The organism is Mesobacillus jeotgali (genome assembly GCF_014856545.2).
GTDB lineage: Bacteria > Bacillota > Bacilli > Bacillales > Cytobacillaceae > Mesobacillus.
Genome location: NZ_CP109811.1, coordinates 2397585 through 2422792 on the forward strand (window position 1 = coordinate 2397585; position 25208 = coordinate 2422792).

The window sequence follows — 25208 nt, forward strand, 5'->3', positions numbered from 1 at the left end:
CGAGGTTATGACGGACACTAATCGATGGGGAACCGGGAAAACTGTCCGTCATCCCAGGTGATGAAAGACACTAATCACTAGTAATTCTAGAAAACTGGACGCCATCCTTTATTGATGGCGTTTCCCAATTTTTAACCATACTTTCAGCATAAGTCACGGTGAAGCGACCCTCAGCATTTTAAAGAAATCTTCTCGATTATATGCCTCGTAAAGCAATCTTTCATGATTGAAAATGGCGTAATACGGCAGCGAATCGATTTTTAAATCGGGGAATTGTTGGCGTGCTTCCTCAAGGTTGTTAACCTTCAAAGAATGTGCCTTATGTACATATTTGTTATTTAATTGTTCGAGAGCCCAATTTACCTGCAGCTCTTCTGGTTTATACAGTTCAAGTATAGCCAAGTAGCCTCGTTCTTCGGCAAGTTGTGCCTGATACGCAACCACTTCTTCAATGATCAATGGAAAAACATAATGATAGACTTGGTCACCACTGGAGGCCTGAATGATTACTGTACTTTGGCCAGCCACATTGTTAAAAGTATAGGTATCATCAAAAACTGTTTCCAGCGGAAGGTTCCCCATCTCCAAATCTCCTTGTCCCTGTGAGCGGTAAACAGATATACTGTCAATTCCTTCTTTTTCGGGAAAAGTAATCTTCATTTCGCTGAACGGCTTCACGCTGACAGGCAGCAAATCATGGAACAGGATTGGTGGCTCATCTTGGTCGATGACAGGTCCGGTGCCTTTTTCTACCCAGGCAAATGTGCCTGATTTATATATAACTTCCTGATCTCCAACGGTGATTATTGCTTCTGGAATACTGAAAGTCGGTTCTTTTTCCTGTTCCGGCAGATGCGTACGGAGTCTATCTACGGTGAAGACCAGAAATACCGCTATGAGGACTATTCCGTATGGAAGCCATTTACTTTTCATTGTTAGTATTCTTTGAAGTTAGCATCTTTTCAATTTCCTCATCCGTTGGTGGTGGCGCCACTGGGTTAAGGTGAGCATTCAACCTATCAATTTTCTTGTGCAGTCTTACAACATCAATGAGTGTGAACAACAGTAAAGCAATGATTAACCACATTAGCATAGGAAACACCTCTCTTTTTTTCAAATATAAAACAAAAGGCATGGAATAGAAAGGTGAAATTGGATAAAATTTGCGCTGCGCACTGGATTATAATACTATCTTAGTGAGTACAAATGGTGGTGTTGCAGTGTAAATTACAAAGCATTTATTAATGAATCTCTCACTTCTTCTTGTCCTTTTGTTTTTTACACAGTTAATCATCGAAAGGCAAGTGAAGGAAGAGAGCCGAGAAAGATATCAATTATCTTATTTCATAATATCGATTTTTACATGTTATATTTTTTCGGTACAAGTGCAGGATGGCATTCACTTTGACCTTAGACAGGTGCCGATGATTCTTGGAAGTCTCTATACTGGATATAGTTTTCTGCTTGCAGGCGTCACTATCCTTATGAGAGGTTTTTTAGGCATAAACGATGGGTTCTGGGTCTCGGTGGGGGTCTTTGCAGCGCTTGCCATCCTTCTCAAATGGATTCATCCCTGGTTCAACAGGCTTACTCTGAACAGTAGAGTCGGTATTTCCGTTTTACTGACCGTAATCACTTCGTTTTTACTAATGCAAATGGTCAACGTAGTTAATGAACCAATCAGACACCCGGAAGCCTGGATCAGTTTCATTTTGATTCCCGCGCTAACATCAGGTCTAGTCAGCTATTCAATTGAAACCATTCGTCAAACATTCATTATCCGGCAAAGACTAGCGAAGGCCGATAAAATTGAAGCCGTCAGCCATTTAAGTGCGGCTATTTCTCATGAAATCCGCAATCCACTTACAACTGTGAAAGGATTTCTGCAACTGCTCGGTGAGAAAGATTATCCTGATGAAAAGAAGAAGGAATTCATCGATATTGCGGTCCAGGAATTAAATCGTGCCGAAGAGGTCATTAATGACTATCTTACTTTTGCAAGGCCTGCTTTTGAAAAGGAAGAGAAAATCGAAATCGATAAGGAATTGAATCAGGTTCTTAATGTACTAAATCCATTGGCTAACCTTAATGGTGTGAAAATTATCAAAAAGTATAGCCCAGGTTTAGTCATATCAGGGGACCGTTCGAAATTCAAGCAAGGATTCATCAACCTGATCAAGAACGGTTTGGAGGCTATGCCAAATGGCGGGGAACTAATCGTCCAAACCTTCCGAACCGGAACTGTGATCCACATCCTTGTGAGAGATACAGGTCTCGGGATGACGGAAGAACAGATTGCCCGCCTGGGAGAACCATACTATACGACAAAAGGGCAGCAAGGAACTGGCCTTGGCATGATGGTGACTTTCAGCATTATCCGTGCAATGAGAGGTAAAGTGGAGGTTAAGAGCCAGGTTGGCACAGGGACCACCTTCCATATCCGCTTCAGCAATATAATAGAAGACAGCTAGGATGATCCTAAAAACGATTTGGGATGGTATTGTTTTTTCAACATGCCCCTGCAAAAAGTTCCTGACAGAAGTAACTTTCAACTAGAATCTGTCAGGTTTGTCTTTTGTTGACATCAAAAAGCATCGTTGCTATATTGAAATTAGCTGATTGCACACGTATTAGGCACTTTGCAATTTGCTTATTCTAATGTTTTACAGACGTTTGAATAGGACAGGTATGAGGAACTAGTCGTTGTGATTTTGCTAAATTTTAATCATGGATTGTTCGGCCGATCTAGGAGGATTTTTCACATGAAAAACGGTAAAGTTAAATGGTTCAATGCAGAAAAAGGATTTGGTTTCATCGAAGCTGAAGACGGCAATGACGTTTTCGTACATTACTCGGCTATTCAAACAGATGGTTTCAAAACATTAGAAGAAGGCCAGGAAGTATCTTTCGAGGTTGTGGAAGGTGCTCGCGGACCACAAGCTGCTAACGTTACAAAACTATAATCGTACTAAACTATCAATCTTATTCTGATTTTTTAGCTCAGCCAACAGGCTGGGCTTTTTATATTTTGCCAGAAATTTCAATTATTCCGAAACCTTTCCATGATGTAAAACGTAATATCCTTAACAACTATTTCACAAGGCGAGGTGTTTGATTTTGGGTATCTTCTTAACAATTGCAGCGGGAGCAGGAATTCTCTTTGCCATAGCTTATTTTTCGGGCAATGAAAGCAAAAAGAAAGTTTTATTGAAGGAGAATATACCGGCTTGTCTTGGCTTGCTTGATGATGTTCCGGCTTCTGCTATCCTGAATAAATTGGAAAACGCACTGCCTTATGAGTATATCAATCAAGTTAAACTTCGCTATTTAAGTGACCATCCCCAAATTTCCGATGATGAGTTTGAATGGCGCCTATTTGAATTAAAAAGATATTTCTTCCTTAATTCGATTATGAAAAGCACGCCAATGTTCAGCAGCGAGGTCGATGAGGTTTGGCATGAGATGCTGATGTTCACGAAGCAGTATGAATCATTTTCTCAAAAATATCTTGGCAGAATGCTTCATCATACGCCGAACCTGGCACTGGAACCGGCACCACAGCAACGGGCATTCTTTGATTGGGTGTTCGCTCAGCTATTTGAAATTACAGAGTACACATGGCAGGCATGGGGAGACTTTTTCCATTATCCAATGGATCAGCAGCTACTCCAAAAAATCAGTTCACTTAGTGACGATGAGCTGAAACAGCAATTTTTCAGGATTACTGAGGATAATCTGGAGCTAGTGGATTACTTAACCAAACAACTTAGGTCACAACTAAGAAAAGCCCAAGAAATATACAGTGTTGACAGAAAAGGGACTTTTGAAAGGCCAGGACTTTTTGGCGACTTATCAGGATTGAGTTTGGTAATGGTGTTTTATTCTTACTATTACTTTGATGAATATTGGGACTATGCTCAAGCATATGCTTATTCACACCAGGCACATGGAACATCGGGCTGCAGTGCCGTTTTTTGCGGTTCCACCGACATGAATGATTCCCATAATGATGGAGGCGGACACAGCTGTTCATCCAGCAGCTGTTCAAGCTGTGGCGGAGGATGTTCTTCTTAAGAAAAAAGAAACCTGCTAGTAATTGCTAGCAGGTTTTAACTTTGTATAATTTTTTTAATTACATTCTGCAGGTTACCTTCTGTCATAATATCTGAAAAATCTATTCCCAGTTGAACTGCTGTTTGTGCAACCTCTGGGCGGATCCCTGTAACGATGGTTTGAACGCCTAGCAACTTTAAGGCATCCATCAGTTTGAAGATTTGATGGGCTACCATCGTGTCAACCATCACAACTCCTGAAAGATCAACGATCAAGGTATTGATTCTGGCATCGATACTTTGTGTAAGCGTGGATTCCATCAAGCCCTTTGCTCTCGTTGTATCGATTTCACCAATCAATGGCAGAAGGCCGACTTCCTTTGTCAGACTAATTACTGGCGCGCTTAATTCCTTAATTAAAGTTGCTTGAGAGGCTAATCGGTTCATAAGGATGTCCATGAAAACGATAATAAATGTTTCAAAGACATAATCAAGCGTGAAATTGATCTTTTCTTCCCATGTAAAAACGTCGTCCAGTGTAATCTCCATTTCTGTCTGTTTCACGAATTTTTGTACATATTCCCAGTAAACACGACGGAAAACCCCTGAATTCCAAGCCACTTCTGTCAGGTCCGTTTTAGATTTTATCCGGTCAGCTGCAGTCTGGCTCGTCCAGGCCGAAATGGTTTCCTTCATCTCTTCCTCAGTCTGATAAAGTGATTTGGCCACAAGGCGAACATAGTTTGAGTTTTGCTCCTTCACCCTGTTCATGACTTCTGGCGGCGCGTCAGCAGAGTAATCAGATCCCTTAATAACCCGCTGGCGTTTAAGCCAATCCTCTGTAAAATTGCTTGCATTGTCTACAAGAAACTTATATAACGCCTCTGTTTTTGGTTCCATTCATAATCCCTGCTTTATTGATTAGTCTTAACTCTATTGTGAAAAACAAGCACTGAAAAGTCAAATTTCAAATATATTTACTAAATGTTATTTCAATAGACAATAGTGAAGGAAAAATCAGGTAGATTTTTAAGTGGGTGCCTGATAGAATTAGAACAAACGTTCCTTGAATCTTTCCTTTTTTTTGAGCACCCATTAAATTTACGAGTTTGATATAATAGTAACATTGTCAAAAAACGCTTATAGCAAGAATTAAAATAGATAACTTTTTAAAAACAGGGGGGATTGGCATGAAATTTATCCATACAGGTGACTGGCATCTTGGAAAGCTTGTACACGGTATGTACATGACTGCAGATCAGCGAGAGGTATTGAATCAATTTGTGGATCTTGTCGCCGACGAAAAGCCTGATGCTGTTGTGATTGCAGGAGATCTTTATGACAGATCTGTTCCGCCGACAGATGCAGTGGAGCTTCTTGATGAAGTGCTCTTCAGGATCAACGTGGAACTGAACACGCCAATCGTGGCGATTGCAGGAAATCACGACAGTGCAGAACGCCTGTCCTTTGGCAGTTCATGGTACCGCCACAACCATTTCTACCTTACCGGTAAGTTGACGAACGACTTTAGGCCCGTGCATATTAATGGAGTCAATTTTTACCTGATTCCTTATGCAGAACCTGGCGTCGTCCGCCATTTGCTCGACGATTCTTCGATCCATTCCCATCAGGATGCAATGAAAGCAGTGATTGGCAAAATCGAAGAAAACCTGAACCCTGACGAAGCAAACGTTTTTGTTGGACATGCTTTCGTGCTTGGCGGTGACTCCTGTGATTCAGAGCGCACATTGTCTGTTGGCGGTTCAGGCTGTGTCACTCAGGACCTTTTTGATCCATTCGCCTTTACTGCATTAGGTCATCTTCACAGCCCAGACGCAATCAAGCATGACAAAATTAAATACTCTGGCTCCCTGTTAAAATATTCTTTTTCGGAAGCAAAACAGCGCAAATCGATTTCAATCATTGAAATGAATGAAAACGGCACTTTCGACATGCGCTACAAAACCCTGAAACCGAAGCAGGATATGCGTGAATTGGAGGGCCACCTTGAACAGCTTTTGGATCCATCGTTCTATGAAAAAGAAAATACGAGTGATTATTTAAAAGTAACTTTGCTAGATGACGGGGCCATGATCGACCCAATGGGCAAACTGCGCCAGGTTTTTCCGAATGTCCTGCATCTTGAGCGTAAAATCGAATCTATAGATCAGAAGCAAAAGCAGCATTTCAGCTCCATCAGGGAAGAGAAAAAGACTGAGCTGGAGCTTTTCGAACAGTTTTATAAAGAAATGACAACAAGCGAATTTTCAGAAGATAAACGCGGGGTCATGACAGATGTGATTGGCAAAGTATTGAGGGAGGAGGGTCAAAAATGAAACCTCTGAAACTGACGATGCAGGCTTTCGGGCCATATGCCGGTACGGAAACGATAGATTTTAAGCAGCTTGAGAACAGGACAATGTTTGTTATTTCGGGTAAAACTGGATCTGGAAAGACAACCATTTTTGACGGCATCAGTTACGCGATATACGGCAAGGCAAGCGGTGAGGACCGTAATGGCCCCGATCTGCGGAGCCAATTTGCTGAAGATGAGTTATTGACTGAAGTTACTCTTGAATTTTCATTGCGTCAAAAGACGTACCGGATTACAAGGTCTCCGCAGCAGGAGAGGAAAAAGAAATCTGGTGAAGGAACAACCAATGTCGGTGCCAAGGCAGAATTTTATCTGATCGACGAAAATGGAGAACTGCAGCTGCTTGCATCAAATGTTCGCGAAGTGGATGAAAAGATCAAGGAGATATGATCATCGACAGCAATCAATTCCGGCAGATCCTGATGATTCCACAGGGTGAATTCCGAAAGCTTCTAACTTCCGACAGTAAGGATAAGGAAGTCATCCTGCAAAGACTCTTCCATACGGAAATCTATAAGAGAGTAGAAGAAAAGCTTAAGGAAGAAGCAACTGTGCTGAAAAAATCGGTCGAGGACCAGGTTGAAAAAAGGAATTCAGCTCTTCGCAGCATAAAAGCTGTGGAAAATGAGGAACTGAAGGAGTATGTAGAAGCCGGCAGTACAAATGATGTATTGATTCTTCCGCTTTTAAAAAAAGAAATTGGGGCAATGGAAATAAAGCTTGAAAAGCTAAACAGAGACCGCGATAAACTTCAGCTGGAGCGCGATAAAATGCAGCAGCGTTTGTTCGAAGCTGAAGCAACTTTAAAACAAATCCAATCACTAGAAACCCTTAAGATGACAAAGGAAAAGCTTGAAGGCCAAAAGAGTCTGTTTGCAGAAAAAGAAAAACAAACAGTGCTTGCCAAAAAAGCAGCTCTCCTGGAAGCTCAGGAACAGCTTTGCCACCGACTTAAGGCCGACCTGGACAGTATAACAAACCAGGTAAATGTGATCACAAAACGAATCGAACAGTTAACTGTAAGACTCACAGCAGCAGAAAAAGAACACCAGAAACAAATTGATCGGGAACCAGAGCGGAAAGCAGCTGCTGAGCAGGTAAACAGGCTTGAAAATATGAAGGAAGATGTCCATGTATTCGCCAGCATAGCTTCACAGTTTGCTGAACTACAGCAGTCACTGGAATCATCGGCAAAGAACCGGGAGAACAGTGAAGCCCAGCTCAAGTCAACTGAGGAGCGGCTTAAAGTCTTGCTTGCAGAAAAGGAAGGTGCCGAAAAGGCGCAGATTACTTATCTGGAGAATGACCGGAAATTGGAGAAACTGCTGCTTGAATTGGACAAGTTGAATAGGCTTGGCAACCATAATCAGAAAGTTACCCAAGCCCGAGCAAGCTTTGAAGCACGGAAAGGCATTTTTGACCAGGCTGTATCCAGACTGAATGATGCCAAAGCCACAGTGGAAGAGCTTGAACAAAAATGGCTTCATTCCCAGGCTTCCGTTTTGGCTGCCTCACTGCAAAATGGCAGTGCTTGCCCTGTTTGCGGATCAGAGCATCATCCTGAACCTGCAGAAGCAACTGGAGGTTTTATTCCGACCGAAGAGGATTTAAAAGCTGCACGGGAGCAGATCACTGGTATTGAAAGAGAGAAGGGTGCTGCTGAAAAGTCTTACATCGAGGCAGATACGACCCTTAGGTCAATGATTGAAAGCGGAGAGGAAATGATTACTGAAATCGTCAAATTCCGTACTGACTTTGTCGTCGGCCAGTTAGCTGACACCGTTCTGCTGACTCAAAGCGAGGTTGAAAAACTGCAATATGAGCAGAATCAACATTCGGTGAAGTTAAAAGGCTTGGAAAAGATCAAATCTGAAATCAAAAGGTTTGAAGATGACAAAGAAAGGCTGAATAAGCAGCTGAAAGCTATAGACGAAAGCTATCAAAGCCTGATGATCCAGTATACGGAAAAGAAAACCACCCTAGAGAGAATAACAGAGAAAATACCTGAACAACTGCGCTCACTGCAAGTATTTGAATCGAAAGTGAAATCAGCACGACTCTTACAGCAGCAGCTTGATGAGGAACTAGAGCGGGCGCGCAAAAATTACCAGGAAGCAAAAGAACTTCTGGGAACCGAAAAAGCACGGAGTGAAGAGGCCGAAAAGAGATTGAAGGAAATAGATTCGCAATTGACAGCCGAGCGGGAAACATTCAAAAACAATATGACATCCCAGGGCTTTGAAAACTATCAGGCCTATCACCAGGCGAAAATTCCAGAACAGGCTATTCAACAGCTTGATGCAGACATCTTGAATTATCGGGAAGAAGTCAGGTCGGTAAGTGATCGCTTCGCGGAGTTGTCTGAACTTCTTAAAGACGTTAAGAAACCTGATATAGTAACACTTCAAGCAGAATTCGCCCAGTTAAATAATATGATCAGGGAGACTGATGAAGCATACCAGGATTTAAACCTGAAAAAACGGGATAATCAGTCCATCTTGGACCAGGTAGATACTCTGAATGAGCAGATGAAGGTACTGGAGGAAAAGTACAAGCTGGTAGGCCATTTATTCGAAATTTCAAAAGGCCAGAACACTTACAGGATTACCTTCGAACGTTATGTCCTGGCGGCGTTTCTCGATGATATACTGGCTGAGGCAAATCTAAGGCTCAACAAGATGACGAGCGGACGATACAGATTATTGCGAAAAACTGATCGGTCAAAAGGCAATGTACAGAGTGGGTTGGAGCTCTTGGTTTTTGATGCATACACCGGACAGGAGCGACATGTAAAGACATTGTCTGGCGGAGAAAGCTTCAAGGCGGCGTTATCGCTTGCCCTTGGATTGGCCGATGTTGTCCAGAATTATGCAGGTGGAGTTTCATTAGAGACAATGTTCATTGATGAAGGCTTCGGAACCCTTGATCCAGAATCCCTGGACCAGGCTATAGAAGCATTAATCGATATCCAAAGCAGCGGCCGGCTTGTCGGCATCATTTCTCACGTTCCGGAACTAAAAGAGCGGATTGATGCAAGACTCGAAGTCATTTCCACCCAAACCGGAAGCAAAACAGAATTTGTATTGATGAACTAACGTGAAAAATACAGCATCTTGCAACAGATGCTGTATTTTCACGCTTACAGGTCAGCCTGTGTCTCAACTTGTATTCAGCTTGTGAAAAGTAATCATTAAATAAGTCAGCAGGGAGTTTTACCATGGATTTTGAAGTTCAATATTTATCATTTTACGTTGTACAGGTAGAAGGAAAAGGCGATCAGGCAGATAAAAGATATAAACATTTTCAGACATTGAACGAGGAAGAATATGAATCCAGTCATCTGAAGGAGTTTCTAGATGGCGAGTTTGCCAAAATCGTCAAGCGTAAGGTCGAACGCCATCCAAAAACAGATGAAGTTCCTACTAAGCTCGGCTACTTCATCGTTGAGGAGGGCCATGATTTAACATCCAACCCAAACTACAACCTATTCCATCGCGTTCGTTTTGCGGAGTCAAAGGAAGACTTCCAGCAAGAAAGTGAAAAATTCGCAATCGCTTATGTAGATACAAGCGCAGTAAGAGGCGGGGCTTTTATTGTAGCGAGAGCCAAGCTTCGCAAGTTTTTTGATGATGCATTTGTGTTCATCCTTAAATGTGATTTTGAACCAAAAGTAGCTTCCATTTCTGACGAGTCCACATTGATCCGGCAGGTGGAAATGGCGATAACGACTAAAAACATGAAATCAATACAGTATCCCTATATGCCAGAAGAGGGAATGATTCAGGATAATGAACTGAAAATCAACCAGTCTTCCCATGCACGTTATTTTGAAGACTTCCTGAAATATGTAGAGTATGGCCAGTCGATGCCAGAAATCGTTAAGACTCAAGTTATTGAGATGGTCCGCGGGCATATGGAGGAAACCTTTGAGCCGGAAAGTGAAGAGCGGGAACAGCTTGAGAACGCCATGGAAATCTGGGCAGCCAGTGACAAGCGCGAACTCCAGGAGCGATTCGAGCCAGAGCAGGTCATTGAAGCGGCTGCACAGCTCATCGAGCATACACCTGAACTGGAACTGAAAATGAAGCTCGACCACATATCAGTAAAAGGGTTGCTGGCTGATTACGGTGACAGCATCCATCTGTCAAAGGTTAATGGAAAGTATGTCATTATGATTGAAGCAGATACCATTACATTTGAAAAAGGCTTTTCTCCAGTCGAATTTGCAAAACCTGATGAAATTGGTACAGTAGTAGAAAGAATCAGGCAAAAGAGCTGACAACTAAAAATTTACAGACTGATAATGTGAGCTGGATTAATTCCTTTAATAACACATACAAGCATTGGCGCAACTGCCAATGCTTTTTTTACTCTTGTCACACTATTCAAATTATGGTTACAATTGGAAGGAGATGGTTGATTAGCAGCGAGGGGGCTTTGGATTGATAACTACATATGTAAACTGGGACAATGCAAAAGTTAAATTAACCTGGCAGAAGGATGACCAGCTTCCACCGAGGGAGTTGATCAGCAGTGTCCATGGTTTTTGTTTCCACGGTGATAAGGTGCTCCTGGTAAACTTGAATCATCGCGGGTGGGATATAACTGGCGGTCATATTGAGGCAGGTGAATCTGTTGAGGAATGTTTCATGAGAGAAACTATGGAAGAGGCCTATGTTTCTGGTGATTGCAGGCTTTTAGGTTCAATCATTGTCGATCATACGGAGAACCCGCAATGGAATAACAACAGTCCATACCCCAAAATCGGATTCCAGGTGTTTTACCGGATGGACATTAACGAAATACATGATTTCGATGCAGGATATGAATCCTCTGAAAGAATCTTTGTCAATCAAGACCAGGTCCGCGAGTATTATCATGATTGGCACGAACTATATGAACATATTTTAAGATATGCTGCTGATAAAAAAATAATAGATTAAGATAGTTAGGGTGAAAGAGATGGATGCAGTTAAGCAAAATAGTCTTGCATGGGACAAGAAGGTTGAAAGTGAAGCAGTTTATACTAAGGCGGTTTCAAGAGAAGTAATTGAAAAAAGCAAAGCGGGTGAGTGGGAAATCACGGTAACAACTGGAAAGCCGGTTCCAAGAAGCTGGTTTCCACAATCACTGACAGGATTGAAAGTTCTATGTCTTGCTTCTGGAGGTGGACAGCAGGGGCCCGTCCTGGCGGCAGCTGGAGCTGATGTAACAGTTGTAGATATCTCAAAAAAACAGCTGGAGCAGGATGAGTTTGTTGCCAAAAGAGATGGACTTCAATTAAGTACACTCCAATGCAGTATGACTGATCTTTCAGCGTTTAGTGATGAAGAATTTGACATGATCATCCATCCAGTGGCCAATCTATTCGTCGAAGACATCTCACACGTCTGGAAGGAAGCGTCGAGAGTATTGAAAGATAAAGGAACACTTATATCCGGCTTTACAAATCCTCTGTTATTTATTTTCGATGATGAAGAGGACTTGAAAGGGAACCTGGTGGTTAAGAACAAAGTCCCCGGCTCTTCAATGGATAACCTGACGGATCATGAGAAAGAAAAACATATTCAATCAGGGAATACAATTGAATTTTTTCATACACTAGAAGACCAGATACAAGGTCAGGTGGATGCCGGCCTCGTCATCGCTGGATTGTATGAAGACGATTTTGGCGGCAGAAGGCCACTGGATGAATATATTAAATGTTTTGTCGCAACAAAAGCAGTTAAAATAATGCTATAAATTGCTTAAGCCCTAAATATCCTTAGGGCTTTTTCTACTTTATAGGGTATGAACATACTCCTCGCAAATTAGTGTCTGGCTTCAGCGCCTAGACCCACGAGTCGCTTGTCTAGCTGCGGCTCCTAACTCCTCGAGACGTTTCGGTCCTGCCAATGAATTCAAAGAGCGACTTCACTGTCAGGCCCTCCAAAGCTTGTCGGACTTGGGCAGTCGCCTCCGCTTTTCGAATTGTCTAGTTTTGCCTCCTAGAAACTCCGAAACTTCAACTCCGTCGGCAGAAGCAAAAAGCGCTTCTTTGTCGGAGTCTTCAGTTTCTGTGTTTCTGGGCAGTCGGCTACACATTTCGTTTTCGGCCCGCCCAATGAAGTCAAAGAGCGACTTCACTGGTCGGCCCTCCAGCGCTTGTCGGGGCTGACCAAGGCGCTTACGCTTTTCTGATTATTTTTAGAATATTTAGACTAATAGTTGAATATTTCAATATAAACGTTATAATAAAGTTAATAATACATACCGACCGGTTAGTAGAAAGCATTAGGGGGAATAAAATGAGATTAGCAGACAAGACAGCGATCATTACTGGCGGTGCCAGTGGTATAGGCCGTGCAGCCGCACTTCGCTTTGCCGCTGAAGGAGCGAAGCTGGTAATCGCTGATGTGAATGGTGAAGGCGGAAGAGAAACAGCCCAGCTTATTGAACAACAAGGGGGCAAGGCCCTTTTTTTCGAAACAAATGTAAGCGATTCCAAACAGGTGAAAGAACTCGTTTCAGCAACTGTTGAGGCATACGGGAAGCTGAATATTCTTTTTAATAACGCAGGCATCGGCAATCCGGATGTTAAAAGTGTTGATCTCGATGAAGACGATTGGGACAGAGTTATAGATATTAATCTTAAAGGTGTTTTCCTCGGCATCAAGCATGCTGTTCCTGAATTGAAAAAGGCTGGTGGAGGAGCAATTATCAATACCTCAAGCCTGCTTGGCATAAAGGGGCAAAAATATCTTGCCGCTTATAACGCATCCAAGGCTGGCGTTATCTTGCTGACCAAAAATGCTGCGTTGGAATACGGCAGGGACAATATCCGAGTAAATGCAATAGCCCCGGGTGTCATCGATACACAAATTATAGATGGATGGAAAAATGATGAACGCAAATGGCCAATCATTTCAAGGGCTAATGCCTTAGGAAGAATTGGGACTCCAGAGGAAGTCGCAAATGCGGTCCTGTTTCTTGCCTCTGAAGAAGCTTCTTTTATTACTGGTGCGACATTGTCAGTCGACGGCGGTGGACTGACATTTTAGCCATATACAATTACGTTAAATTATGAATGGGGGAAATCAAATGAGCGAGAACAATGTCTGGCTTTCCAAGTATCCTGACTCCATTGCATCCACTATCACAATTCCTGAAAAATCTTTGCCGCAAATGCTGCGAGAATCAGCAGAGAAGTATCCTCATAATAATGCTCTATCCTTTTATGGCAGAAAAGTCACCTATGAACAATTATCCCAGAATGTCACACATTTCGCTTCAGCACTGCAAAACAGAGGAGTGGAGACTGGAGACCGGGTTGCCATCATGCTGCCGAACTGCCCTCAATATGTCATTTCCTATTTTGGCATATTGACTGCAGGTGCGATTGTTACCCAGGTTAACCCAATGTCCGTTGAACGTGAGCTTGAATATATCCTAAATGACTCAGGAGCGGAAACAATAGTGGTGTTTGATGCACTCTATGCCAAGGTTAAAAGTGTTCAGGCTTCTACTAAACTTAGAAATATCGTAGTTGTCAGCCTGCAGCCTTCTGAGCATACTTTTGCACCAGATACTAAATTTGAAGCGTTTTTAGCAGAAAGCAGCGGCAGGACATCCTTGGTGGATGTTGATCCTGCAGAGGATGTTGCTGTGCTCCAATATACGGGCGGCACTACAGGAAGATCCAAAGGTGCGATGTTGACTCATCGAAACCTTCTGGCCAATGTACTGCAATCCCATGAATTTTTCAAGAATGATATCAAACCTGGTGTTGAGCGTTCGTTGACGGTCATCCCCCTGTTCCATGTATTTGGGATGACAGCCTGTATGAACCTATCAATATATACAGGCGCAGAGATCATTTTATTGCCTCGCTTTGACCTGGAAGAAGTCTTGAATACGATAAAAAATGAGCAGCCAACAATGTTCCCTGGGGTACCGACGATGTATGTCGCCATTACGAACCATCCGAAAGCGGAGGAGTATGGAATCGGCAGCATCGAAATTTGCAACAGCGGTAGCGCGCCAATGCCTGTAGAGCTGCTAAAAGAATTCGAGAGAAAAACAGGTTCAAAGATCCTGGAAGGCTATGGCCTTTCTGAAGCATCGCCAACTACACATTGCAATCCAAGCTTTGCCGAAAGAAAGCCAGGAAGTGTCGGCATCGGCATGCCATCAACAGAATACAGAATTGTCGACCTGGCAGCAGGAACAGAAGAAGTTCCTGCTGGAGAGCTGGGTGAGGTAATCATCAAAGGCCCTCAGGTTATGAAGGGTTATTGGAATATGCCAGAGGAGACAGCAAACACATTGAGGGATGGATGGCTTTACACTGGAGATATTGCAAAGGTGGATGAAGACGGATATTTATATATTGTTGACCGGAAAAAAGACATGATTATCGCGAGCGGTTATAATATTTATCCACGTGATATTGAGGAAGTTTTGTATGAGCATCCGTCTGTCCAGGAGGCTGTTGTTATCGGCATACCGGATGAATACCGGGGTGAAGCAGTCAAAGCAGTGATTGTCTTAAAAGCAGGAAAGGAAGCCAATGAAGCACAGATCAAGGAGTTTTGCCGACAGAATATGGCGGCATACAAGGTACCTAACGTCGTCGAATTCCGTGAACAGCTGCCGAAGACAAGTGTGGGCAAGATTTTGCGCAGAGCACTAAGGGAAGAAGTAAGGAGTAAATAAATACTATCTCCTTAATGGGACAGGGGGTAAAATATGGTATAATTTCTGTGCAGACTAGTAGGATTGCGAGGACAGCAAAGTGAAAGAGAAAATTACCGCACACAGCATTAAATTATTTGAGAAAAAAGGTTTCAGTGAGACTTCGATCCAGGATATTGTCGACTCACTAGGGGTGACTAAAGGTTCGTTTTATTATTACTTTTCCAGTAAAGAAGAATTACTGATGGATATCCATCTCAGATATATTGACGAGTTACTGGGCCGTCAGGAAGAAATTCTCTCAGAGCAGTCAACAAGCAAGCAAAAATTATTTGACATTGTTTATATGCTGATCAGCAGCATTAAGTCCAAAGGGGCATCCGCAAAAATCTTTTTCAGGGAAATGCGTCACTTAAGCGATGACAGGCTGGCACAGATTGTCGCAAAGCGGGATCAATTCAGATTGAACGTGGAACGGCTGATTCGCGAAGGAATTGACAGTGGCGAGTTCCGCAAAGATTTGAATCCCATCATCGTAACATTTGGCATACTTGGTGCCGCAAACTGGAGCTACCAGTGGTTCAATCCAATGGGAAAGGTTTCTGACCGGGAAGTGGCAGAGATTTTTGTCGAAATGATCCTGAAGGGAATCGAAGTCAATTGAAGAAGTATGTAGGGAGAGGCTTATGAAAGCCAAGCCTCTTTCTTTGTATGCTACATACCAACCGGTTAGTACGGGGGAATTAGAATTAGAAAGTGGGGAGACAAATGCAGGAGATCCAGGTACAGGCACGATTTGGCGAGACGGACGCGCTAGGACATATTAACAACACCAGTTATTTTGTCTATCTGGAGGAGGCAAGGATGCGCTTTTTTGAAAAATTGGGCTACAGCATGGAGTTGAACGACTGGAAATTCATTTTAGCCTCTACAAAATGCGATTTCGTCAGCCAAGGGTATTTTGACCAGCTGTTGACGGTAAAAACATATGTATCAGGAATTGGTTCAAAAAGCTTCCAGCTAGAACATGACATTGTTTGCTCGCAGACACAGCAATTGATTGCCAAGGGCAATGCAATCATTGTGTATTATGATTTTACAAATCAACAGAGTGAGGTTTTGCCCGAATTACTAAAAGAAGGGCTGAAAAGCTATTTGTTGCCCGCCTAAATGACTGAATATTCCGTATTCACAGGAGGTGCTGAAGTGAGATTCGAAGAAACAGTGGTTCTTGTTACTGGAGCTGGGAGTGGAATTGGGAAAGCGACAGCCGCTCGGTTTGCCAGCGAAGGGGCAAAAGTAATATTGGTTGGACGGACGAAATCTAAGCTTGAGATGGCAGCAAAAGAAATAAATGAATCGCATGAGCTTCCTAAGGCAGAAATCTTTCCTGCTGATGTAACAGATGAAGAAGATGTAAGAGAGTTAGCTCAACACATTGAGGAGCAATTTGGCGACCTGCATATCCTTGTCAATAATGCAGGAGGTTCAGTTCACTCAAAAATTATGGACACCTCAGCCAGTGATTGGGACTTTGTACAAAATACGAATTTAAAAAGTGTTTTCCTGGTCTCGAAAGTGCTTGGGAAACTCATGGCAAAAAGTTCAGAAAAGGAGGGAGATGCTTCTCAAAACCGTTCGATTGTCAATGTAGCCAGTTTATCGGGACACCAGGCAGGTGCGCACATCCCACATTATAGTGCGGCAAAAGCTGGCGTCATCAATTTTACAAAAGCAATGGCATTGGAAATGTCTCCTTACGGGATCAGGGTCAATTCCGTATCACCTGGTTTCGTGGAAACTCCCCTGACTGAGCAGGGGATGAAGAATGAACAATTTGTTAAAGCAATCAGAAGAAATACTGCTCTAAGGCGAGCTGGACATCCCGATGAAATTGCGAATGTGATTGCTTTTGTAGCATCAAGTGAAGCTTCTTATATGACGGGTTCTGACATTCTCGTTGATGGCGGCTGGTTGATTAAATAAGTTTATGATTCTATTAAAATCTGAGAAAGGGTGAATGCTTTGACGAATGTTAAGACGAGTGACCATTTAATCATCAACAAAAATGGGTCAGTACTTTCCATGACCTTAAACAGACCAGAAAGCTTGAATGCCTTCAGCCCGGAAATGATTCTTACACTGACGGAGGCATTAAGAGAGGCACAGAACAACCCAGAGGTTAAGGTAATCGTTTTGTCCGGTGCCGGCCGCTCGTTCAGTGCTGGAGGCGATGTAAAAACAATGGGCCAGGCAAACGCAACGGGCGTATACGACCATATCGGCAGGCTGAACGAGTGTATTCTTGCCATGAAAGCTACAGAGAAGCCAATCATTGCAGCAGTCCATGGTTTTGCTGCAGGTGCAGGATTCAACCTTGCCCTTGCTTGTGACTTAATTGTCGCTGCCGATGACAGTAAATTTGCGCTGAGCTTCTCGCAGGTTGGCCTCGTCTCTGACGGCGGGGGTTCCTATTTTGTCCCAAGACTAGTTGGCCCGCATCTGGCAAAACAATTCTTGTTCACTGCAGAACCAATTCCGGCTGAGCGTTTATACCAGCTTGGAGTCATAAACAATCTCGTACCTGCTGCAATTTTAAAGGAAGAAACACTGAAGCTTGCCTCTCAACTGGCAAATGGTCCGACCCGAACTTATGGGATGATCAAGAAGCTGGTTGACCATTCCATGACAGCAACTCTTGAAGAAATTCTTGAGCAGGAACGAATCACACAGACAATGATGGTTTCCACTGAGGATCATCAAGAAGGCATTGCAGCATTCAAAGAAAAAAGAAAGCCAAACTTTACAGGCAACTAAGGAGGAATACCATGAAAGCAATCCAACTGAAAGAATATGGCGGACCTGAGGTTCTCCAATTAGTAGAAATGGAAAGACCAGTTCCTGCAGATCATCAGGTATTAATTGAAATACATGCGATCGGAGTCAATTATGCGGACACAGCAAGAAGAGAAGGACAGTATGTCGTTCCTACAAAACTGCCGTTTATACCTGGAGCAGAGATTGCGGGAGTAGTAGTTGAAACAGGAGAATCAGTAACAAATGTCCAAAAAGGTGACCGCATCGTTACCTTGATCGAATCAGGAGGTTATGCAGAATTTGCCCTTGCTGACAGCCGCGGGCTGATTCCTTTGCAGGACCATATGGAATTTGAACAGGCAGTCGCTCTCCCGCTTCAAGGACTGAGTGCTTATCACATCCTGAAAACAATGGGACGCCTTGAAAAAGGTGAAACAGTGCTAGTCCATGCAGCAGCTGGAGGAGTAGGCACTTTGGCTGTCCAATTAGCTAAGCTATCAGGCGCAAGCAAAGTTATAGCAACCGCTAGCACTGATGATAAACTCGCTTTAGCCGCTGAAATGGGTGCTGATGTGCTTATCAATTACACTGAACAGGGATGGGAAGAAAAGGTTTTGGAAGCAACCGGCGGTAAAGGTGTTGATGTCGCCCTGGAAATGGCAGGAGGGGATATTTTTAATAAAACGCTGAAATGCCTTGCCACGTTTGGACGGCTAGTTATCTACGGAGTTGCCAGCGGTGAGCAGAGCCGCTTTTATCCATCATCCTTAATGGCCAGAAATCAATCAGTCATCGGGTTTTTCCTGCCGCAAATTATGAGAAAGCCAGCGCTGATTCAATCAAGAATGGCTGAAATGCTTGGATATTTATCTAATGGCCAATTAAAACTGACAATTGGAGGCGTTTATTCGCTTGAGCAGGCAGCAGAAGTCCATCGCCTTTTACAATCACGTCAGACGAAGGGAAAGCTGATTTTAAAACCTTGATAAGGGGTGTGCTGAATGGCAAGTATTAATACGGTAACTGGTCCTATTAAAGCGGAGCAATTGGGGAAGACGCTGATTCATGAGCACTTTATCTTTGGATATCCTGGCTTCCAGGGTGATGTGACATTGGGTGGATTTAAGGAAGAATCAGCTCTCGAAGAGGCAATCAACACTGCCAGGAATATGCAGAGCTTTGGGGTAAAGACAGTCGTGGATCCGACCCCAAATGAATGTGGAAGGAATCCAGAGTTTTTAAAGAAAGTCTCGGAAGCTACCGGTCTCCAGATTATTTGTGCCACTGGCTATTATTACGAAGGGGAAGGAGCAACCCCTTATTTTAAGTTCAGGCAGGCATTGGGCACCGCGGAGGAAGAAATCTATCAAATGTTCAAAAAAGAGCTCACTGAAGGCATCTCAGGTTCCGGCATAAAGCCTGGAGTGATCAAGCTGGCCTCGAGCAAAGGAGAAATCACAGAGTATGAAAAGATGTTTTTCCGTGCGGGCGCCCGAGTACAGCAGGAAACAGGGGCAGTCATCCTCACCCACACCCAGGAAGGAACGATGGGTCCTGAACAGGTAAGGTTACTGATTGAACACGGAGCAGATCCTGGAAAAATCATCATCGGCCATATGTGTGGAAATACCGACCCCGAATATCATAAACAGGTTCTGGACCAGGGTGTCCGGATTGGCATGGACCGTTTCGGCATCCAGGGGATGGTAGGAGCTCCTTTTGACCAGGAAAGGCTACAGACTTTATTGGCTTTACTTAATGATGGGTATGAAGATCAAATTCTACTGGCACATGACACAGTGAATATCTGGCTAGGACGTCCGCCTGTTATGCCAGAGCAGGCAGCGAAGATCATGGAAAACTGGCAGCCGGGACATATTTTCACCAATATCCTTCCACAGCTTAGGGATAATGGTGTGTCAGAAACGCAAATAGATAAGATGCTTGGGGGAAATGCTGTTGGACTTTTCACGGGGGCTCCTGCAAAGGTAGTTTCCTAGGAACAGTTCTCAGGGCTGATTCAAGATTCTAATAGAAAGGGGCGACGACCTATCCAAAAAATCATACCTCTTACGCTGGATTCGCCTTTTTCTGAAGGGATCGTGGTAGTGTATGCCGTTCTTGGTGAAACAGCAACACTTATAGATACAGGCAATCCAGGAGAGAAATCTTTTTACCAGCTAAAATCAAAATTACAGGAGCATAATCTCAGTTTTAAAGACTTTGACCATATTATTGTTACCCATATGCATACGGACCATTGTGGAGGCGTCAGCCTAATCCAGCAGGAAGCGAGCCTTCCCGTATATGTACATGAGCTTGCACGGCCAGTGATCACTGGAGGAGAAGCAGAGTTTAATAGAATCAATCAGTTTTTTAGTGACTTTTTACAGGAATGTGGTGCTGACCCTGCCGTTCATCAGCATGCACGGAAATACAAAGAAGAAATCTGGCAGAATGTCCATTATGTCAATGACGGCGATGAAGTATACATAGGGGGAACCCCCTACAATGTATTGCATGTTCCCGGCCATAGCCAGACGGATATCCTTCTGATTGATGAGGAGCAGGGCATTACATTTGTCGGTGACCATATCATTCCTGAGCTCGCCGTTAACGCCTTCATCGAGCCTCCGGTACCAGGGAGTAAGCATCGTCCGTCTCCCTTGATTCAATACAGGGATTCCCTGATACGATCAAAGGGGAGAAACCTTGGAAGATGTTATTCAGGACATGGATTGCCCTTCACACAGCACATTGAGCTCATTGATAAGAGATTGGCTCAGCAGGATGCACGCTGCCAGCAAATACATCAGGTGTTAAAAGAGGGTTATAAAAATGTTTTTGAGATTTGCCAGGAAGTCTACCCGCACTTGAAGGGTGGGATTGTTTTTCTTGGCCTCTCCCAAATACAGGGCCATCTTGATTTGATGGAAGTCCGAAATGAGGTGATGAAGGAGGAACGAGATTCAATTGTTTATAAGCTGATCTGATAGTTGCCAAAGCTTCTTAAACTTTTAACAGGGGAGGATTAAATGAAGCTGAAAGAGCTGCTTGAAAATAACATCAGTAAATACGGGGAATATCCGTTTATCTATTATAAAGACCAGCAATATACAAACATTGAAACGAGGCAGTATGCTGACCGGATTGCGAATGGTCTCCATAAGCTCGGAGTGGGAAAAGGCGACCGGATTGTCGTCTGTATGCCGAATAACCCTGAAGTGATATTTTCCTATCAAGGCATCACCAGGAGCGGTGCCGTCATTGTTCCAATCATGTTCACCCTGCATCCAAAAGAAATTCAGTACATCATCAAAAATTGTGAAGCCAAAGTTGTCATTGCCTCTTCCTATACAGCAGAAAATATGAAAAAGGCGATAGAAGGCCTGGAAGTCAAACCAATCCTGGTCGTTACTGATCTTCCTGGCAGTGATGATTTGTTAAACCTCTATGATCTCATGTCTTCGGAGTCAGCTGGCACCGAGGATGATTCTGATGAAAACGAAACCGCCGTGATTTTATACACCTCAGGAACAACTGGAAACCCAAAAGGTGTTCTTTTGACCCACAAAAATCTCTACACCAATGCAGTCAACTCCGCAGCCCATAATGAAACCGAAAGAGGCGTTACGATTGGCGTCCTCCCGTTAGCGCATGTCTACGGGCTTACCATATCAAATACATGCTATATAACGGGAAGTTCAGTTGTTGTTTTCGCCCGTTTTGACCCAGAAGAAATTTTCAAAGCTATTGAGACCTATAAGGTAAAAGCTTTCTCCGCAGTACCTGCGATGATCCATGCTATGGTTGGCAGCCCAAAAGCGGACCAATATGATACATCCTCCCTTGAGTGGATTGGCTCAGGGTCGGCACCGCTGCCAATTGCCCTGTTAAATGGATTCCGCCAAAAGTTTGGGGCAAAAGTTTTTGAGGGGTATGGCTTATCAGAAGCAGCCCCAATCGTGACAGCGCATAATAAAAAAATTGAAATAAAGCCAGGTTCAGTCGGAATCCCGCTTCCAGGGGTCAACATAAAAATCGTTGATCATCTGGGCAGGGAAGTCCCCACAGGAGAAGTTGGCGAACTGATCGTTTCTGGTGATAATGTTACTCCTGGCTATTATCAGAACAGAGAAGAAACAAACAAGGTAATCAAGGAAGGCTGGCTTTTCACCGGTGATATGGCCAGGGTTGATAACGAAGGCTATCTCTATATTGTCGACAGGAAAAAGGATTTGGTGATCAGGGGTGGATTTAATATATACCCCCGTGATATTGAAGAGCTGCTGAACGCCCATGAGTCTGTCTCAGAGGCAGCTGTCATTGGAGTACCTGATGAAGCGATGGGTGAGGAAATCGTCGCATGTGTCGTGAGAAAAGCGGGCGCGTCACCAACAGAGGATGAACTGATTCATTACTGTCAGGACAATCTTGCCAAAAACAAAACACCAAAGAAGATTGTTTTTATGGAAGCATTGCCACGGAACGGAGTCGGCAAAATCCTCAAGACCCGTCTAAGAGAAACAGCTGCTACGATCATCACAAAATAAGCCATTTACTGGGGAGGAGTGCAAGTGGAGCAAAGAACAATATTAACAACCAGCAAGCGGGGGTTGCAGACGGATTCATTCCCATTCCGTCTCTATCAAAAAGCGAAGAAATTCGGCATCTGGAACCCTGCTGACATTGATTTTACCCAGGACCAACAAGACTGGAAGCAGTTGGACGCCGAACAGCAAAATGACATTCTGCGCCTGATTTCACAGTTCCAGGCTGGTGAGGAAGCCGTTACCCTCGATTTGCTGCCGCTGATCATGGCCATCGCCAAGGAAGGCAGGCTCGAGGAGGAGATGTTTTTAACCACCTTCTTGTTTGAAGAAGCCAAGCATACCGAGTTCTTCCGGCTTGTCCTGAATGCGCTCGGTGAAACAGGTGACCTATCAGGACACCATACTGAGACGTATAAAACGATTTTTTATGAAATCCTGCCGACTGCGATGGACCGTCTGCTGACTGACCAATCACCTGAAGCTATCGCTGAGGCTTCTACTGTCTACAATATGTTTGTTGAGGGAGTCCTGGCTGAAACAGGCTACTACTCATTCTATCAAAACCTTGAAACACTCGGTTTAATGCCAGGGTTGCTCAAGGGGATCGGCAATTTGAAAAAAGATGAATCAAGGCATATTGGCTATGGGACCTTCCTGCTGCAAAGACTGATTTGTGAGCATCCACATTTATACGAGTTCGTTGAAGGAAAAATGCAGGAACTGACCCCGCTTGCCATCCGTTTGAACCAGGAGGGATTCAAGGGGAAGGATATAAGTACTTTCGGAAATCAGATCGAAGATACAATGAATTTTACCATGAAACAGCTTTCAGTCCGGATGGAAATCCTGTCCCGTGCAAGAGGCAAGCGTATTGAAGAGATTTATAGAGTCACAGAGACCGAGATGGGAGTTCTGTAAGGACTAATCAAGGCGGTAACCAGCGAGTTGGTCGAAATAAGTAAAAATGTGGTCGAATAAATCGAATATGTGGTCGAATTAATTAGAAAAGTGGTCGAATAAGTCGGAAAAGTGGTCGAATTAATGATTTGGCTCCGAATATAAAGGTGAATATAGCTAAAATTTCAGGCACTCAGGCTCAGAAAAGTGCAAGTATTTCAAAACACTTACCAGTAAGGGGTTAAACCAATAATTTTTTATAACCTTAGGAGGACGCAAAATGACAGTTAAAGTCGATGTAAAAACGTTCCCGCTATTCATTAATGGAAAATGGGAGGCAGCGAGCAGCCAGGAAACATTTGATGTCTTTAATCCGGCGACTGGAGAACTGGTGGCACGTGTGGCCAAAGGCAATTCAAAAGATGTAGACAGGGCAGTTGATGCAGCGCGCAGGGCATTCGATGATACCGATTGGAAGGATATGAAGCCAAAGGACCGATCAAAGGTGCTTTATGCAATTTCCTATCAAATAGCTGCCCATGCAGAACAATTGGCCTATCTTGAGGCGGTCAGTTCCGGCGGCACAGTGAGAAGAATTGGCGGTAACGATATTCTGCAGATGGTCGATTTGTTCCAGACATTGGCCAAGTTCGTTGAAGAATATGAATTCTCGGAAACGCTGCCAAGTCCGCCATTCCCGGGACCGGCACATAATTTCATCTGGCGCGAACCAATCGGAGTTTGCGCAGCGATTACTCCTTGGAACCTGCCAATGGTGATCGCGACATGGAAAATCGCTCCAGCTTTGGCGATGGGAAATACGGTTGTCGTCAAGCCGGCAAGCTACACTCCTTTATCGACTTTGAAGCTGGCTGAAATCATTTCACAGGTCGTCCCTCCTGGAGTCATTAACGTCGTGACTGGCCCTGGGGCTGAAGTAGGCGAAAAGCTGGCAAGTCACCCAAAAGTTGATAAGGTTGCTTTTACAGGATCGACAGAAGTGGGCCGAAAGGTAATGCAGTTGGCTGCAGGGACAGTGAAGAACACGACTCTGGAGCTTGGCGGTAAGTCACCTAACATCATTTTGGAAGATGCTGACTTAAGCATCGCACTGCCAGGAAGCTTATTTGGAGTGTTCCTTCATTCGGGCCAGCTTTGTGAATCAGGAACGAGGCTGTTTGTTCCGGATCATTTGCATGATGTAATCGTTGAAAACCTTGTCAAGCTGGCTGGGAAAATCAAACTTGGCAATCCACTTGACCCTGCAAGTGATGTCGGTCCGATCATTTCCAAAAAGCAAAAAGAAACGATTTTATCTTATATCGAAGCAGGAAAAGCAGAAGGAGCCACCCTTGTTTGCGGCGGAAACGAAGCTGAGGTTGCTGGCTGTGAAAATGGACATTTCATTGAACCAACAATTTTCACAAATGTAACCAATGACATGAAAATTGCCCGTGAAGAAATCTTCGGTCCTGTCTTGTCTGTGATTCGATATACAGATGTTGATGAAGCAATTAAAATGGCGAATGACTCCATCTACGGTCTAGCTGCCGGCGTATGGACCAGGGATGTGAATAAAGCTTATGAGGTTGCCCGCAAGCTGCAGGCTGGAGTGGTCTGGATCAATGACTGGCATATGCTGCGCAATGATGCGCCATTTGGCGGATACAAACAGAGCGGCATCGGCCGCGAAATGGGCAAGCATTCATTAGATGCCTACACTCAAGTTAAGCATGTGCACACTTCGATGGTACCGGAAGCCCATAAACGCCATTGGTATGGACTGCTTTTATCCGATACAACTGAATAAAAAGCTATTAAAAAACTATATGAGGTGAAAAA

The 25208-nt window shown here is 43.8% G+C and carries 25 protein-coding genes; 21 read left to right on the plus strand and 4 right to left on the minus strand.

Going from position 1 to position 25208, the window contains the following annotated elements:
• Positions 1-153: 153 nt before the first annotated feature.
• Positions 154-933 (minus strand): hypothetical protein, encoded by a 780-nt coding sequence (locus FOF60_RS12215; protein WP_192473453.1) that lies wholly within the window; start codon positions 931-933, stop codon positions 154-156.
• Complete coding sequence (locus tag FOF60_RS12220) at positions 923-1093, minus strand: hypothetical protein (RefSeq protein ID WP_192473454.1); 171 nt, start codon at positions 1091-1093, stop codon at positions 923-925. The genes FOF60_RS12215 and FOF60_RS12220 overlap by 11 nt, the downstream gene beginning before the upstream one ends.
• 151 nt (positions 1094-1244) lie before the next feature.
• On the opposite strand from FOF60_RS12220, the gene FOF60_RS12225 reads away from it, so the two are divergent.
• From FOF60_RS12225 to FOF60_RS12235, 3 genes are all read left to right on the plus strand, one after another.
• Entirely contained in the window at positions 1245-2471 is a 1227-nt protein-coding gene (locus FOF60_RS12225) for an ATP-binding protein (RefSeq protein WP_192473455.1), read from the plus strand.
• Between the two features lie 291 nt (positions 2472-2762).
• Complete coding sequence (locus tag FOF60_RS12230; RefSeq protein ID WP_192473456.1) at positions 2763-2963, plus strand: cold-shock protein; 201 nt, start codon at positions 2763-2765, stop codon at positions 2961-2963.
• A 154-nt stretch (positions 2964-3117) separates the two neighbouring features.
• A complete protein-coding gene (locus FOF60_RS12235; RefSeq protein ID WP_192473457.1) occupies positions 3118-4074 on the plus strand; it encodes a glycine-rich domain-containing protein in 957 nt (318 codons plus the stop codon).
• 35 nt (positions 4075-4109) lie between these two features.
• Here the strand turns inward: FOF60_RS12235 and FOF60_RS12240 are convergent, their stop codons facing one another.
• Positions 4110-4952, minus strand: coding sequence for an STAS domain-containing protein (locus FOF60_RS12240; RefSeq protein ID WP_192473458.1), 843 nt, complete (start codon positions 4950-4952; stop codon positions 4110-4112).
• A 290-nt stretch (positions 4953-5242) separates the two neighbouring features.
• On the opposite strand from FOF60_RS12240, the gene FOF60_RS12245 reads away from it, so the two are divergent.
• The 6 genes from FOF60_RS12245 (at position 5243) to FOF60_RS12265 (ending at position 12168) form a co-directional block, all read left to right on the plus strand.
• A complete protein-coding gene (locus FOF60_RS12245) occupies positions 5243-6388 on the plus strand; it encodes an exonuclease SbcCD subunit D (RefSeq protein WP_192473459.1) in 1146 nt (381 codons plus the stop codon).
• Complete coding sequence (locus FOF60_RS24425) at positions 6385-6816, plus strand: AAA family ATPase (RefSeq protein ID WP_319801578.1); 432 nt, start codon at positions 6385-6387, stop codon at positions 6814-6816. Before FOF60_RS12245 ends, FOF60_RS24425 begins: the two co-directional genes overlap by 4 nt.
• A complete protein-coding gene (locus FOF60_RS12250; RefSeq protein WP_319801579.1) occupies positions 6813-9521 on the plus strand; it encodes an SMC family ATPase in 2709 nt (902 codons plus the stop codon). The genes FOF60_RS24425 and FOF60_RS12250 overlap by 4 nt, the downstream gene beginning before the upstream one ends.
• Positions 9522-9643: 122 nt before the next feature.
• Positions 9644-10705, plus strand: coding sequence for a DUF3900 domain-containing protein (locus FOF60_RS12255; RefSeq protein ID WP_192473461.1), 1062 nt, complete (start codon positions 9644-9646; stop codon positions 10703-10705).
• A 163-nt stretch (positions 10706-10868) separates the two neighbouring features.
• Positions 10869-11369 carry an NUDIX hydrolase gene (locus FOF60_RS12260; protein ID WP_192473462.1) on the plus strand — a complete coding sequence of 167 codons (501 nt, stop codon included), beginning with the start codon at positions 10869-10871 and terminating at the stop codon, positions 11367-11369.
• A 19-nt stretch (positions 11370-11388) separates the two neighbouring features.
• The gene (locus tag FOF60_RS12265) at positions 11389-12168 is read left to right on the plus strand and encodes a class I SAM-dependent methyltransferase (protein ID WP_192473463.1); all 780 of its coding nucleotides are present in this window, start codon (positions 11389-11391) and stop codon (positions 12166-12168) included.
• A 177-nt stretch (positions 12169-12345) separates the two neighbouring features.
• On the opposite strand, the gene FOF60_RS12270 is transcribed toward FOF60_RS12265, so the two are convergent.
• The gene (locus tag FOF60_RS12270; protein WP_264647685.1) at positions 12346-12552 is read right to left on the minus strand and encodes a hypothetical protein; all 207 of its coding nucleotides are present in this window, start codon (positions 12550-12552) and stop codon (positions 12346-12348) included.
• 161 nt (positions 12553-12713) lie between these two features.
• Here FOF60_RS12270 and FOF60_RS12275 point away from each other — a divergent pair, with 161 nt between their 5' ends.
• The 12 genes from FOF60_RS12275 (at position 12714) to FOF60_RS12330 (ending at position 25176) form a co-directional block, all read left to right on the plus strand.
• Positions 12714-13466, plus strand: a complete 753-nt coding sequence (locus FOF60_RS12275) for an SDR family NAD(P)-dependent oxidoreductase (protein ID WP_192473464.1) — start codon at positions 12714-12716, stop codon at positions 13464-13466.
• Positions 13467-13506: 40 nt separating this feature from the next.
• Positions 13507-15120, plus strand: a complete 1614-nt coding sequence (locus FOF60_RS12280) for a long-chain-fatty-acid--CoA ligase (protein WP_192473465.1) — start codon at positions 13507-13509, stop codon at positions 15118-15120.
• A 79-nt stretch (positions 15121-15199) separates the two neighbouring features.
• Positions 15200-15763: a TetR/AcrR family transcriptional regulator gene (locus tag FOF60_RS12285; protein WP_192473466.1), complete on the plus strand. Its 564-nt coding sequence runs from the start codon at positions 15200-15202 to the stop codon at positions 15761-15763.
• A gap of 104 nt (positions 15764-15867) precedes the next feature.
• Positions 15868-16269 (plus strand): acyl-CoA thioesterase, encoded by a 402-nt coding sequence (locus FOF60_RS12290; protein ID WP_192473467.1) that lies wholly within the window; start codon positions 15868-15870, stop codon positions 16267-16269.
• Between the two features lie 36 nt (positions 16270-16305).
• Complete coding sequence (locus FOF60_RS12295; RefSeq protein ID WP_192473468.1) at positions 16306-17085, plus strand: SDR family NAD(P)-dependent oxidoreductase; 780 nt, start codon at positions 16306-16308, stop codon at positions 17083-17085.
• Between the two features lie 39 nt (positions 17086-17124).
• On the plus strand, positions 17125-17916 hold the full coding sequence (locus FOF60_RS12300; RefSeq protein WP_225650441.1) for an enoyl-CoA hydratase/isomerase family protein: 792 nt from the start codon (positions 17125-17127) through the stop codon (positions 17914-17916).
• Between the two features lie 11 nt (positions 17917-17927).
• Positions 17928-18902 carry a quinone oxidoreductase family protein gene (locus FOF60_RS12305; RefSeq protein ID WP_192473469.1) on the plus strand — a complete coding sequence of 325 codons (975 nt, stop codon included), beginning with the start codon at positions 17928-17930 and terminating at the stop codon, positions 18900-18902.
• Positions 18903-18917: 15 nt separating this feature from the next.
• Positions 18918-19916, plus strand: a complete 999-nt coding sequence (locus FOF60_RS12310; RefSeq protein ID WP_192473470.1) for a phosphotriesterase family protein — start codon at positions 18918-18920, stop codon at positions 19914-19916.
• Positions 19917-20024: 108 nt separating this feature from the next.
• Entirely contained in the window at positions 20025-20909 is an 885-nt protein-coding gene (locus tag FOF60_RS12315; RefSeq protein ID WP_192473471.1) for an MBL fold metallo-hydrolase, read from the plus strand.
• 42 nt (positions 20910-20951) lie between these two features.
• Positions 20952-22469, plus strand: coding sequence for a class I adenylate-forming enzyme family protein (locus FOF60_RS12320; protein WP_192473472.1), 1518 nt, complete (start codon positions 20952-20954; stop codon positions 22467-22469).
• Between the two features lie 24 nt (positions 22470-22493).
• Positions 22494-23387 (plus strand): R2-like ligand-binding oxidase, encoded by an 894-nt coding sequence (locus FOF60_RS12325; RefSeq protein WP_192473473.1) that lies wholly within the window; start codon positions 22494-22496, stop codon positions 23385-23387.
• 259 nt (positions 23388-23646) lie between these two features.
• Complete coding sequence (locus tag FOF60_RS12330; protein ID WP_192473474.1) at positions 23647-25176, plus strand: aldehyde dehydrogenase family protein; 1530 nt, start codon at positions 23647-23649, stop codon at positions 25174-25176.
• Positions 25177-25208: the final 32 nt, after the last annotated feature.